Here is a 13833-nt window from a genome sequence, read left to right on the forward strand (position 1 = left end):
TCCCGAAGTAGATTCTTCTACTCTCGGAACAGCCCCATTCCTGCGTTCTATACATACGTGGATGCCCTGTCTCTCATCGCTTTCGGCAGCTCGATACCCAGTTCTTGCCTGTATAGCGATTCGAAGCTGGTATAATGTTTGAATGCCAGCTCCTGCCGGCCACTAGAAACATAGATATCCATTAGTAATTGATGCATTTCTTCGTTTAACGGGTATAATGACAAATACACATCCAACCTTTGTTCTGCCTTGGTCCACGCCTCAACGGCCATTTCTTGCTTAATCAAGCTTCTCATTAGCACCGTATAATGCTTGGCATAGCTTTCCTCCAGCTGAGATTTCCAGATATAATCCTTCCGTTCCAAAAGAGGTCCGCGATACAGCGAGCACGCACGATCCGCTAGTGCGAGATCCTGCAAACCGTCTCGCACAGCATCTTGAAATTCCATTAAATCCAATCCTTCTTGCAGAGGATCAAGCAGATAACCTTCATTCGTTTTCACGATGTCCATGCCAATCTCTTGCTCTTTGAGCAGCTTTTTGAGACGATAGATCGTATTGTGCAAATTATGAGAGCCTCTGTCCTCCGGCATCTCCGGCCATAACATATCCGCTAGCTGCCATTTACTAATGTCCTGTTTCAAGTGACACAGGAGATAGGCAAATAATTCTTCCGTCTTTCTCGTAGGCCAACGGACAACCATGCCGTCTGAACTCCTAACATCGAATCCACCCAGACATCGTACTAGCGTGCGGCGTTCTTTCTTCTCCTCTGCAGCAGCAGGACCTGCAAGTTTGATTAGCCTGTTAGTCAAACGTTCAATAGCAGCCGGTGTAACCGGCTTTAGCAAATAATCAAACGCATAAACCTTAAATGCATCCACAGCATAGTCTTTATACGCCGTCGTGAATACAATGCGAGTATGCTCTAATCGTTCATTTAATCGCTGCGCGAGTTCCAGTCCGTTCATCTTGGGCATTTCCACATCCAGGAAGGCAATGTCCGGTTCCAGTTCCTGCAGCCCTTTAAGCGCCTCCACGCCATTGCTGAAAGTCCCCACAATCTCAAAGTGCCCGTTGCGACCGATAAGAACCTTCATAAGCTCGAGAATCGGCTTTTCATCTTCGACAATGATAACCTTAAACAATCTTCGCCCCCCTTTCCTCCATATTCGCAAATTCCGTAGATGTTAGTGGCAAATACATCACAACTTTCGTTCCGCGTCCGAGCTCAGAGCTTACAGTTACTGTCGCGCCAGGAATCGCATCCAACCGTTTGCAGATGTTCGCAATACCGATTCCGCCGGTACGTGACCTGCCACTGGCAATGCTGTAAAGCAGATCATCATGAATCCCGACGCCATCGTCTTGAACAGCTATCTGCAAATAGCGATCCCCCTCCTGAATGGATAATGTTACCGTGCCATGCCCATCCTTTTCAAACAAACCATGACGAATTGCATTTTCGATAAAAGGCTGAATACACAAGGAGGGAATCGATATATCCTTGAGATCGTCATCGACATAATATCTAACATCAAAGCGCTCACCGAAACGCGCCTTCTCAATCTCAACATAGGCGTCAATCAATTCCAGTTCCCGTCCCAAACTGACGTACAACTCATGGCGGTCCATGTCTAAAATATAGCGTAAATACTGGCTGAGCTTCGATAATAGATAGGCTGCTTTCTCCCCATCCGTATAACAAAACGAAATGACGCTGCTCAGCGCATTGTACAGAAAATGCGGCTTAATTTGAGCCTGATGAAACGCGAGCTCGCTCATAATCGCCTCTTGGATTGACGTTTTCATAGCAATTAACGTATGTATTCGTGCAAGCAGCGTTTCTGCTTCGAACGGTTTGGTCAAATAATCGTTTGCTCCTGCCCTGAAGCCAAGAGCGATGTCTTGCAGCGTATCCTTGGCTGTGGCGAACAAAATCGGAAGGTCAAGAATGGAGTGATGCGTACGCAGCATACGGCACAACTCGATACCCGAGACACCTGGCATCATGACATCAAGAATGACCAGATCAATCTGCGGATACTCCTTCATTTTCGCTATAGCTTCTTTAGCTGAAAACGCAGTAACCACATTGTAACGGTATCTTTTTAGAATGCTCAGCAATGTGTAGATATTGGAAGCTTCGTCATCTACAATCATTATCGTAGAAGCATGCTCTTCCAAAATGTCCAGTGAATCGCGTCTGGGAATGACTCGACCTGATTGCCCCTCCAATTCATCATTCGTGTGCTCGTAGATAGGAGCTTTCTCCACGGCCTTGGACAATGAGAAGGTCATACGTGTTCCCTGACCAACCTCAGACCAGTCAACTCCAATTCGTCCCCCCATTCGTTCGACGAGCTTTCTACTAATATACAAACCAACCCCCATACCCGTGTACCCATCATCCGGCAACCTCATCTCCAGGTGATCAAAATACTCGAATATTTTCGTATGCTTATCTTTCGGAATGCCAGTTCCGGTATCTGCCACTGTAATATAAACGATTCCCTCAACAACGGTTACTGTAAGCGTGATACTTCCTGTATATGTATGTTTGATAGAATTATGGATCAAATTGTACATAACTTGGCGTAAGCGATTCTCGTCAGCTTCAACCCAAACATCCGGCGGAACCTGATTATCCAACCGCACCATTTTACCAGCTAGTTCAAATTGCAAAACATCAAACACAATCTGAGTTACAGTCCTGACATCTACAACGCCCATTTGCAGCCTCAGCTCACCCTGCTTCAATCGAGAGACATCGATCAAATCGCGCATCAGCATAGAAAGCTTGATCGATGTATCCTTGATGAGCCACAGACTTTCCTTTTGCTTCGCTGACAAATTATGTTCATCATCATCAAGTAAATAGGAGGTAATATTCATAATCCCGTGAAGTGGCGTTTTGACCTCATGCGAGGTGTGCATCAAAAACTCATCTTTCAGCTGGTTGGAAACGACTAATTGGTGCGTCAGCAGCTCATTTTTTTCGTAGGCGTTTTTAAACCGTACAGCCAGTAAAATATTCATTAAGGTAATGAAACAAATAACTCCTACTTTACTTAAAAGATCAGAAGCAACCGCATTCTCCGCATACAGCGAACCATCTATCAAAAAAATGAACAATGAGATGATTGCAGCGATGAAAAGCAAGATCTCTTTCCGATCGTGGCCACCACGCTGACTGCGCACATATAACTGGACCATTCTTATAAGAATATAAAGTGGAACAAGTCCGATGTAGACAAAAAATGCATATCTGACTTCATTATAAAGCGAATAAGGCAGTACGATAATGACAGCTAAATAAAGTAGAATTGGTGAGAGCAGCCACATCATCTTTTGACGCGGAATTAACCTTTTGTCTAGGGAGCAAAAAAACAAAATACTTAAAAGGGAGCTGAGGAATTGACTTACATCCAGCGCTTTATAGACGATATCGAAAGGGATATTCGGCAGCAGCCGTTGAAAAATCTTTTCGCCAAAAAGTAATTGAACAATAGAAAGCGAGAACAAATATAACCCACTGAGCAAGTAAGTTTTCTCCTGCTTCCGCAGAAGATAGAAACTGATATGGTACGTTCCGAACATCACCAAAACAAAAATAGCCACCATATCGCTACCCGTTAATATATTATCCAAGCTCGCAATATCTTTGTGTGATCCGAATTGAATCGAATTGACAATTCCCCCCGTGAAAAATTCATAGTTAGACACTTGGATGATGAACTCAATTTCCTTGGCATCGGTATGGAAAAATGCGCTGTAAGGCGTATTGCCTGGTGCATGCAAGGCCTTGCTTTCAGCTGGCCGCCCGCTCTCCCCCTGCAATTGGCTGTCAATGTATAGTCGATGCGACATTCGGATACTTCTTAATTTAACCCCATAAATGTCATCATCGTTCCCTTGGACAAACACCTTGAGTCGATAGGTTCCAAACCCTTTCCGGCTCATTCCTTGTTCGTTATCTTTGCCCTTCCATGTACCAGGTACCGTTAAATAGGTTACATCCGGTCTAGGTCCATTACGAAAATCTCCCGGTTCCAGGAGCTTCCCCTCGTAGAACTCCCACTCTCCGTCCAGAGAGGTCAACCCCTGTTGATGAAGATCCCAGTTCCTTAAATCCAACACGCCATGTTTCGCAGGCTGATTAACCTTATTCGGAGTGGCCTGCGAATAAATGCCTATGAATAAAAAGACAGAGAGAGAAAAAACCATTGCGATACCAATGAACTGCCGAAGCTTGTGCATGAAGACTCCCTCTTTCTCTAAAAACAACAATTCGAGTCATTCTATCATTTCATACTCACAAAAAACTCACAAGCCAAAGCTATCAAGAAAGAGTGTCAAAAATAAAACATGTCCATAAATGCAAAAAAGCAGCGCAGGGATGCGCCGCTAAGAACTTAAACATTTATCATCGCTTGTTTTGAAGAGCTTACGCCGCGGAACTTCACATAACTCGTGATGCGCCAAGTCGCGATGTACCCAAAGGTAAAGAGGTTGCACATAAAACTCAATGTACTGGGATCAATTGATTTTATAGTCGCCACGGCTAGAAAACGTAATGCAAAGATCACAATCAGCAGAACGAACACCGTTTTGTTACGCTTAATAAATGTGTTGCCATTGTCCCGGACTTCAAAGTTAGTCGTTAAGATAAGGGGGATGGAGACAACCATACCGATCAAAAGTGCAAGAATGACTTGCCCTTCACGGATATGCAGCGATGGATCGAACAACTGTGTGAATGAAGTTGAAATATATAAAATTGGCAGCAGCAGCGTTACTCCTGATTTTTTGAGCGGCTTATTCATTCCACTTAATTGTCCACGCAGGATAAAAAAGAATATTAAAGCTGAAATCATCATCGATACTGTTGAATTCATAATTTGAACACTCCCTTAAAGGATTTATTGATTTCATTATCGCCTTTGAGGGAGTTTTTCAGAAGTGAATCAAGTCATCGGTTCGAGGTGACAATCGTCATATTTCGAGAGGAGCTGCTAACCCGCCGCCTTCGAGGGGATACGAGTAACAACTTCGCCCACTAGAAGCAGTAAAACAATCGAAGAATATATACTAATCGTATAGCTCTCCGTATAGAGGAGGCCGAATCCCTTGTGGAGGATTGCAGTCAACAGGTGAATGGAGAAATTGGTAAAAACAAATGCGTAACTTCTGATCATCCACTTTCGGTGGTGGTTCACTTGTTTTTTTCTGATTTTCACAATCGCCATGATGATCAAGAACATCCATATGATATTTAACAAATTAAAAGCCATGCTGCTAGTCTTCCCACCCGTCGCATAGGGAGCCATGTAACCGGACGTAAGGTCAACGATCATAACGGATAGAACGTACAAATAGCCGTTCAAGCGATGGAACTTCCGGTATTTTTTAAGAAGGATAGAGGAGAAATTAATCGCACCCGCGATCATCGCCAAGCAAGCAAATGCGACATGCACATGCATCACCTTCAGCCATACCGCGACATGTACAGCTCGTTTGAGATCGATCTTTTGACTTAGAAATGCGGTTGCTCGTGGATCAAAAACGAAATTGGCGTAAATACTGTACACAATTAAAACAACTGTGACGAAGACTAGCAGTAGGTAAGCATTTTTTCTATTGAGCATCTGTATAACCTTTCTCTATTTCATCCATTCTTATACTTGGAGAACACTTTGAATGACTGACTGAGCATCCTCCGTATTCCTCTATTAGTGGCTAGTATGTTGTATTTTTTACAACCATTTGGCTGTAATTGAGCCTCAGATCGCCTCCATGTTGTACTTTTTACAACGATTCATGCTCTAAATCGCTTTCATCTCACCTTTTCGCAATAAATGGTTGTATATTGTGCAACGAATGACCGAATTTCGATCAGACCACGCCTTTATATTGTATAAAATGCAACATACGCCTTCAATATTGCTGATCAGCTTTCATGCCAGTTACTCCTCTCCGCGAACGAACATCAAAAAAAGACCTCCAGCAGCAGCGAGCAGCGCTGGAAGTCTTTTCTCTGAGCAAATCTTATGGCAGCACATTGCCTGCCGCGCGATAAATCTCATACCATTCCTGACGTGTCAAATGAACATCAGCCGCTTTGCAGCAATCCATTAAGCGCTCAATCGTCGTCGTGCCAGTAACCGGCTGCATCCGAGCTGGGTGGCGTAATAGCCATGCGATCGCGATAGTGGTGTTGCTCACTTCGTATTTTGCAGCAATCTCATCGATTTTCAGATTCAGCTCGGGGAACTTCTCGTTGCCAAGGAATACGCCCTCGAAGAATCCGTATTGGAAAGGAGACCAAGGCTGAATCGTGATATCGTTCAGTCTGCAGAAATCAAGTACGTTGCTGTCACGGTTCACAGCGGATTCATTCAGCATATTCACGTTCATGCCGTTTGAAATCATCGTGGAGTTCGTTATACTTAGCTGCAATTGATTGGCAACCAGCGGCTGCTTGACCGATTTCTTCAGCAATTGAATTTGCATCGGAGTCTGATTCGAAACACCGAAGTGTCTAACTTTTCCAGTGCTTTCAAGAAGATCAAAAGCCTCGGCGACCTCTTCCGGTTCTACTAAAGCATCCGGACGGTGCAAAAGCAGAATGTCCAAATAATCGGTTTTGAGGCGCTTCAGGATATTGTCCACGGATTCCAAAATATGTTCTTTCGAGAAATCGAACATACCCTTCCGAATGCCGCATTTGGATTGCAAAATGATTTTCTCGCGAATATCATCGTTCATATGAATGGCTTCGGAGAAGATTTCTTCACACTTGCCTCCACCGTAAATATCAGCATGGTCAAAGAAATTGGCTCCTGCATCCAGCGCTGACTGGACGAAGCGCTCGGCCTCATTTTTTTCCAATGAATTAATCCTCATACAACCTACCGCGATAACCGGAACTTCCAAGTTGCTTGTACCAAGTTTCATCGTTCTCATTGTGCTAAATATCCTCCTTCAAGGCTTCCAACTTGTTGACTCATTATATGTAACACCTTCATTGTCACACATTAGGCTAGTAGTTTTCAAGAACTGCTGTTATTAAGTTTTTTTAAGTCATTGTCAGCTCTATGGCTGCTTCTTTAAGCGCCTCACTAATCTACTCATCTTCTTCCACTAACGGCTCTCGTACTATTCGAGGATCTGTAAACAGATCATGCTCGTCCCGGCTTGTACTAGAAAACTCCGAAACGACCGCTCCGTCCTCTCCAGCTTGAAACCAGTGCTTGATCCCAGGGTTTATCGTGTACTGCTCACCAGGATACAATTCAATTTCGTGAAAAACCGAATAATAAGCTTCGCTTCCTGCAGGAATAACTGCATTCAAGCTTATGGCCGCTTCACCTTCCACATACAAAAAAACCTTTCCGGAACGGCAACGAAACGTTTCCATTTTACCGGGATCTTCACCCACAGGTGGGTGTAAGTGCTCTGGACAGGTTTGCCGTGGAAAAAGAACGAGTTCTTTGGCACAATAACGATCATTGTTGACATAAGTCACTAATTCAAGCCCCTGCACGTCCAATTGGCCGAGTCCGAAACCAGCCACTTCAATATGCCGGATTTCCTCCTCTGTCAGCACAATACCGCTTGCCTCCAGCATTTGCGCAGCCCGCGCCTGCGCCTGGCTTACTTCACTTCTTTTCATCGATTACCGTCTCCCTTCGGTTATCTTATGATGCGATCCGATCCAAATTTGTCCACAAAACATCCTGACGGTCTATTGGTGTGTAAACCCATGTCAGAGGGGTAACCTCATCTTAGCATTAACTTGCTCAACGCAACACCCTTGAGGAACTACAAGGAGCTATTCTAGTAAATTAAGCCCGTTTCCAAGTTCAGCGGAACTACAGGTCCTTATTTGACAGCCTAATCCCGTTTTCTTTAAGAAAACGGACAAATAGCGGCCCACAGTTCCTCTCCGCACGAAAAAGTGCCTGTTTCGCAGAAATAGAGCCCCGTAGTTCCCCTCGTCAGGGAGAAACCACTAGAGAGATAGCGTGGGGTTTTGACCGGCGCCATGCGTAGGCGACACCGCGTGCCTAGGATTCGCGCGCGGTTGGAAACAGCAAAGTTGGTCGGCGGATTGCGCCTGGATCATTTTTCACAAGCAACGCCGTCATTATCTCGATCAAGTTTAGAACTATATCCAGGTTGACCTCTTTTGATATTATACACGCCGGCTGCCTTGGCTTCCGCGCAAGAATTGTAAATAACGTTCGACTCTGTCGTTGGCGCAGGCTTCACCGTTGGTGATGGCGTTGGTTGCCCAGCTGTCGGCGCAGTTGTCGGTGAAGCTGTCGGCACTGGCGTCGCGGCTGCTGAAGGACTTTGTTTGTCTTTCACGGCATTCTCGTGAAACCCGTCTTCTTGGGCGTAGTTCTCCACGCTCCAAATGTTAACTCCTTTAAGCTGAGCTGCCTTTTGGATCTCACGAAACTTATCGACATATTTGACATTCGGCGGGTAGATATAGGCTACTCTCGCATACCCATTTTCGAGCAGCATTTCATTGAACATTTTATCCCCTATGTATAAATAGCAAAGCAGCCTTCCATATTTATCCCGCTCGGATACGTCCAGTTCCAGACGCACATCTTTATCCGTTAACGTATCCTTGGCGAACTTGGAAGCTTCCAGAGCAAACGGTTGAACAGGTTTATCAGGAGCTACACTCTCAGGCGTATCCACCAGCAGCAGTCTGATTGTTTCTTCTTTTACTTTTCCCGACTCTTGAAACGACACTTTCATGGTATCCCCATCAACGACACGTACGATCTTCGCCGGTATCATCTTGCTGTCGGCTGGTACGGATGCAGGCGTTGTTGACGCACTCGGTGATGGCGAGACTACTACTGTGGGAACCGCTGTTTGTTGCGAACATCCTGTAACGATAAAAACGGTTAATGCGATTGAACCGATAAGTACCTTTTTAAACATTTCATGCAGCATTTGAAGACCTCCAAGTATGACTGATCTATACGACTTCGCCATTATAACAAATCGTGGGATTAGAAAATAGGAAAAGGTTGGTCATTCGCCATAAAAGACAAATGAACCAACCTTATTCGTTCCAAGTATATTAAGCGGCAGGCTGCGCTTTTCTCCAGGTAGACCGGAGGTACGCAATCGCGCACACGATGGCTAGAATGACAATCAGCGTAAGTCCCCAGTAAATATTACTGTAAGCATGTGCTAGTGGGAGATCCTTCTGCCAAACAAGGGCGCTTGCCGTCGCTGCAACCCCGAATGCACCGCTGAAAAATTGCAATAGCTGAAACAATCCAAGGCCAGAGGCAATCTGTGATGGAAGAAGCAGTCTCGACATTTCGTTGGAGATACTGCTCGTTAAGATCGTATAACTTACGCTCATTAACATATAGATGAACATGATTGAGAAGAAGGAGATGCCCTCGAATAAGGCAAAAAGAATGACAGATGCCAGTAGAAGCAGTGGCGTATAACGAATGATCGAGCTATTGCCGCGTAAGTCAATGATACGGCCAACTTGACGGGAAATGATCATCGCGAGAGCTGATCCTGGGAAAATCACCAAACCCGCTTGAATCGCACTTAAGTGATACTGTTTAACCAAAATCTGCGGCATGAGAAACAAGGTTGCGAAGCTGCACAAATACGCGGCCACACCCACAGCGCCTAAAATTAGAAACGAACGATTCGCAAATAACGACGGGAGTACGAAAGGATCTTTTGCAGACCGGATGCGCACAATAAAAAGAACGATCGAGACAAGCCCGGCAAGCAGCGCAATGAGAGAATGGTTTGTTAAAAATAAAAGAAGTCCTGTCGTACCAACACCTATGAATAGTGCGCCTAGTGCGTCGAAGGAACCTTTGCGTGGTTCTTCTTTTGGAATGAGCTTCATATAAAGTGGAACTAGCACCAAAGTGATAGCCGTCACGACAAACAGAAGATGCCAGCCTAAAAACTCAACAATAAATCCACCGACAACAGGGCCGAAGCCAAGTCCAAATGCGACGGAAGACATAATCAACGCCATCGCTTTACCTCTGCGTTCCAATGGAATGTAACGGGACAAAAGGACTAACGCCAGTGCTGGAATTGAACCCGCTCCGGAGGCTTGCAGAATGCGGACAATTAGCAGAACAGCGAAGCTGTTGCTGAATAATCCCATGATGGCCCCAATACTTAGCGACAGGATTCCGATAACGAAGAGCCTTCTTATTGGAACAAAATCGGCAAGTCGACTATACGTAATGGATGAGATCGCGAATACAATGGAATATCCCGTTACGATCCATGACGTGGATGCGGCTGTGAGTTGGAACGCTTTGGCCACATCGGGCAATGCTAAGTTAAACATCATCGTGTTCATGATGACGAGTACAATCGTTAATCCGAGCAGAAAGAGAACGACTCCTTCTTTTTTGATGCCGCTACTCTCTTGTACTTTGTTTATTTCCTCTATCTTTTGCATGGCGTTTATTCGCCTCCTCATCCAATTTAATAATTCGATAATTATCGAACAATAGAATAATAACATGAGTTATGCTATAATACAATCGTTATCCCGAAATAAATAAGGGGGCTCTAGAATGAAACATTTACATCATCCAGATATTGCAGACATTCATTTGTCCACCGTCTTATATGCTTTGAGCGATCCTATCCGCTTACATGTCGTCTCTGAACTCAGCACTTTGAACGAACGACCTTGCGGCGACTTCCAAGTACCTGTTGTCAAATCAACCATGTCTCATCATGCTCGAACTTTAAGAGAAGCCGGCGTTGTGAATATTCGCGTTCAAGGCACTCAACGGCTTATATCATTAAGAACAGAAGATTTAGAACAACGTTTCCCTGGTTTGCTTTCATCTATTCTTGCTGCTTATGATGCTTCCGATGAGAAAAAGCGGCTTTTGTGCCCTGAGCAAGGATGACTGCCATGGCTTCGGCGTTGAAAGGTCAGCTGTGCGCTGTCGTCATGAACAGTCACTTGTATCCATGAAAGCGTACTCACTGCCCTCCCATAGCAAGACATCAGCATAAAAAAGAGCCAAGCGCATAAGCCGCTTAGCTCTTTTTCATTATTCAGCGAGAAACCCCAATCGTTACAATTTCACAACGGCCAACCGGCAGTGTCAAACGGCCTGATGCATCGGTATCCACACGCTCACCGTGATCTTCCAAGATTGTGCTCTTGTAGAAATAGTAATGCGGTGTATTCGAATGTAGCTTCAGTTCAGCCGCATGAGACCTCATGTTGTACCAACGCAGCAGCAGATCGCCCGTACCTTCATTCATTTTCAGCGAAGAGAATGCCAAATCTCCGCCTTCCCACTCGAATGTTGCATATGTTGGCGCAATGCTGCCAACGTGAACTCCCGTCTGACTTAACGTCCACGGGATTTGGAATTGATAAGCCTCCGCATACGCGGCAGACTGCATAGCTTGATCACTGTACGGAATGATTTCCATACGAACTGTATGCTCGCCTAAACATTGTGCTTCCGGCGTAGGGAACAAGCCCCAATCACCAAGCTCGCCAACGGCACGAAGCAAGGTCACAGCAATTGTATTACGCCCGTCCTGCAGGACTTCGTATTCGTTCAACCCGAGGTTAGCCACAACAAGTCCTGCTCCCGCTTCACTGACATCAACAAAAGCCTGTTGGTGCTGGGTATTGCTCGGATTTTCCCATTCCGCTGCCGGCTTGTTGCTGCGCTGCGGTATTTCAAACATGGAGTCCACCTGGTGAACACTCGTATCCAAATCCGTAGGGAAAAGCATCCGCAGACGGTGGTCTTTCGCCTGATTGTTGAACGTTGCTTCAATCTCTACACCTTTACCACCACGGCTCAAAGAGACAACCGTGCGAATGGTCATAGGCACCATGCGTGTGGAACGCTGGGCTTTACGATGCGGGAAGTAGATCAAATCGCGCTGCTCTTCATCCAGTTTCTCATCGGCCGATGCAGGGATTACCCATTCATGGATGATTTCGATCGCGGCTTGATAAGCCGTATCTTGCAGCACGCGAATCTGCGCGACGCTGCCCTTGGTCGTACGCGGCGTCTCGCCGTCCGGCTGTTTGTACATATATTCGTTACCGATATCCCCGGTATTCTCATATACACCTAAATCGCGGTACGTACGGCCGCTCTTTTTGTCCAACAGACTGAACGAGCCGTCATCTGCAATGGCGATTTTCAGCTCGGCATTTTCCAAGACACGGTCTGCCGTGATCAAGGAATCCTGCTGAGTTACCGTCGACTCTTTTTTCACCCAAGCATACGTCTTCAAGCCTAAAGCAGGCACCTTCTCCGCTTCAAAAGTCAGCTTCACCTTGCGGCTCATATACGGCTGGCGGAATTTATCGTCCGGCAAATCGTAGCCGAACTGCAAACCGAGATCTTCCATAGAACAGGAAATCTCTGTCCCCTGCTCATCTACGAGTACACGCCCCGTGAGATCCGCTTCCTTGGCAAGACGGCTTGCCTCTTCGAGCTTATAACCGTCTCGGAAGTACAGGCTAAGCGCATCAATTTCAATACTGACAACGCCGGTACGTTCCCAACCCGAAGTGTTAAAAACAACAACCGGCAGGGCATCTTTGCCTGCTCCCTCGAAGCTCGAAGTATCAACCGCGTCGGCAAGCGCATGAGATTTTTCCTCTACAATCGCTTCCGCCACGTGGCGGCTTTTCTCGAAACGAGTGACCATTTCGCGGTGCACTTCATCCACGCTGCACCCGCAAATACTGTCATGCGGATGGTTTTGCATGAGTGTTTTCCACGCATACGTGAACAGATGATGCGGGTATTTCTCCCCGACGCCAAGCGTATGTGCGAATGCAGCCAGCGGTTCTGCGACTTTCTCCAACATCGCTTGGCCCAGTTGGTTCATCTGCTTCAAATAAACACGCGCCGAAGCCGTGTTCACCAACGTAGACCAGCCGTCCGTGCGTTGGCTGCGAAGTTCGCCTTTGACCGTAGAAAGCTCATGCTTCAATGAACGCTGAACAGACTGCAAGTAGTCGTTGAAATTCGAATGGATAAATACCGTGTCCGGATGCAGTTCCCGAGCTGTTTCAATCGCCTCAGGCAAATCAAGCTGAATTGGTTGATGATCGCAGCCGTTCATGAAGAGCAGCTCGCTCGTCGAAGCGTATTTTTCGGCATCCGACAGCTTCCGCTCCCAATATGCCTTAGCTTCCTCGAGATCCACAGGGACTTCATTTCCGTTCGAGTACCAGTTTGCAAAAAGAATACCCAGAACCTTTGAACCATCCGGTCCTTCCCACATCAATTCAGAGAATGAGGATTCATAGTCGCTATCAGAGACCGTATTGTTAAAGCCTGTAGGCTTGACCCCACGGCCGAAAAAAGCGTTCGTAATGCCCGATTGCTGCATCAATTGCGGCGTTTGGCCTACAAGCCCGAACGTATCCGGGAAATAGCCGATTTTGGCTACGGAGCCATACTTCCTCGCATCTTGATGTCCAATCTGCATATTACGTACATTGGCTTCACCGCTAGTCAAGAAAGCATCCTGCAGAATATACCAAGGACCGATGATGATTCGGCCATCTTGGATATATTTTTCAAGCTTCCCTTTTTGATCAGGTCGGACTTGCAAGTAATCCTCTAGAATAATGGTTTGTCCATCCAAGTAAAAACTGCGATAATTCGGATCGTTATCTAATTTATCCAGCAAAGTGTCCACCAATTTGACAAGGCGGACATGATGTTTCTCGTATGGTAAATACCATTCCCGATCCCAGTGCGTATGGGAAATGATATGAGCTGTTCGTTTGATGCTCAT

At 45.9% G+C, this 13833-nt stretch carries 10 protein-coding genes; 1 reads left to right on the forward strand and 9 read right to left on the reverse strand.

From position 1 onward, the window contains the following. Positions 1–47 precede the first annotated feature (47 nt). The 8 genes from GON05_RS34750 to GON05_RS34785 all read right to left on the reverse strand — a co-directional run bounded on the left by GON05_RS34750 (position 48) and on the right by GON05_RS34785 (position 10486). Complete coding sequence (locus tag GON05_RS34750; RefSeq protein ID WP_157326091.1) at positions 48–1148, reverse strand: response regulator; 1101 nt, start codon at positions 1146–1148, stop codon at positions 48–50. After that, positions 1141–4260, reverse strand: coding sequence for a hybrid sensor histidine kinase/response regulator (locus tag GON05_RS34755; protein ID WP_157326092.1), 3120 nt, complete (start codon positions 4258–4260; stop codon positions 1141–1143). Before GON05_RS34755 ends, GON05_RS34750 begins: the two co-directional genes overlap by 8 nt. Positions 4261–4415: 155 nt before the next feature. Beyond that, positions 4416–4898: a CcdC protein domain-containing protein gene (locus GON05_RS34760; RefSeq protein WP_157326093.1), complete on the reverse strand. Its 483-nt coding sequence runs from the start codon at positions 4896–4898 to the stop codon at positions 4416–4418. 117 nt (positions 4899–5015) lie between these two features. Beyond that, positions 5016–5648 (reverse strand): DUF2306 domain-containing protein, encoded by a 633-nt coding sequence (locus GON05_RS34765; protein WP_157326094.1) that lies wholly within the window; start codon positions 5646–5648, stop codon positions 5016–5018. 400 nt (positions 5649–6048) lie between these two features. Next, positions 6049–6966 (reverse strand): aldo/keto reductase, encoded by a 918-nt coding sequence (locus GON05_RS34770; RefSeq protein ID WP_127450454.1) that lies wholly within the window; start codon positions 6964–6966, stop codon positions 6049–6051. A gap of 160 nt (positions 6967–7126) precedes the next feature. Then, positions 7127–7675 carry a D-lyxose/D-mannose family sugar isomerase gene (locus GON05_RS34775; RefSeq protein ID WP_157326095.1) on the reverse strand — a complete coding sequence of 183 codons (549 nt, stop codon included), beginning with the start codon at positions 7673–7675 and terminating at the stop codon, positions 7127–7129. Between the two features lie 449 nt (positions 7676–8124). Then, positions 8125–8979: a thermonuclease family protein gene (locus tag GON05_RS34780; RefSeq protein WP_157326096.1), complete on the reverse strand. Its 855-nt coding sequence runs from the start codon at positions 8977–8979 to the stop codon at positions 8125–8127. 130 nt (positions 8980–9109) lie between these two features. After that, on the reverse strand, positions 9110–10486 hold the full coding sequence (locus GON05_RS34785; RefSeq protein WP_157326097.1) for an MFS transporter: 1377 nt from the start codon (positions 10484–10486) through the stop codon (positions 9110–9112). A 118-nt stretch (positions 10487–10604) separates the two neighbouring features. Between GON05_RS34785 and GON05_RS34790 the strand changes: the two genes are divergently transcribed. Then, on the forward strand, positions 10605–10949 hold the full coding sequence (locus GON05_RS34790) for an ArsR/SmtB family transcription factor (protein ID WP_127450461.1): 345 nt from the start codon (positions 10605–10607) through the stop codon (positions 10947–10949). Positions 10950–11100: 151 nt separating this feature from the next. On the opposite strand, the gene GON05_RS34795 is transcribed toward GON05_RS34790, so the two are convergent. Continuing rightward, positions 11101–13833 carry an alpha-mannosidase gene (locus tag GON05_RS34795; protein ID WP_157326098.1) on the reverse strand — a complete coding sequence of 911 codons (2733 nt, stop codon included), beginning with the start codon at positions 13831–13833 and terminating at the stop codon, positions 11101–11103.

Source organism: Paenibacillus anseongensis (assembly GCF_009757995.1).
Classification (GTDB): domain Bacteria; phylum Bacillota; class Bacilli; order Paenibacillales; family NBRC-103111; genus Paenibacillus_E; species Paenibacillus_E chondroitinus.

What these genes read in the sequence shown, in the direction of transcription:
- GON05_RS34755 (WP_157326092.1), bottom strand. Translation starts at nt 4,260, where the DNA reads ATGCACAAGCTTCGGCAGTTCATTGGTATCGCAATGGTTTTTTCTCTC.
- GON05_RS34760 (WP_157326093.1), bottom strand. Translation starts at nt 4,898, where the DNA reads ATGAATTCAACAGTATCGATGATGATTTCAGCTTTAATATTCTTTTTT.
- GON05_RS34765 (WP_157326094.1), bottom strand. Translation starts at nt 5,648, where the DNA reads ATGCTCAATAGAAAAAATGCTTACCTACTGCTAGTCTTCGTCACAGTT.
- GON05_RS34770 (WP_127450454.1), bottom strand. Translation starts at nt 6,966, where the DNA reads ATGAGAACGATGAAACTTGGTACAAGCAACTTGGAAGTTCCGGTTATC.
- GON05_RS34775 (WP_157326095.1), bottom strand. Translation starts at nt 7,675, where the DNA reads ATGAAAAGAAGTGAAGTAAGCCAGGCGCAGGCGCGGGCTGCGCAAATG.
- GON05_RS34780 (WP_157326096.1), bottom strand. Translation starts at nt 8,979, where the DNA reads ATGCTGCATGAAATGTTTAAAAAGGTACTTATCGGTTCAATCGCATTA.
- GON05_RS34785 (WP_157326097.1), bottom strand. Translation starts at nt 10,486, where the DNA reads ATGCAAAAGATAGAGGAAATAAACAAAGTACAAGAGAGTAGCGGCATC.
- GON05_RS34790 (WP_127450461.1), top strand. Translation starts at nt 10,605, where the DNA reads ATGAAACATTTACATCATCCAGATATTGCAGACATTCATTTGTCCACC.
- GON05_RS34795 (WP_157326098.1), bottom strand. Translation starts at nt 13,833, where the DNA reads ATGAGCATCAAACGAACAGCTCATATCATTTCCCATACGCACTGGGAT.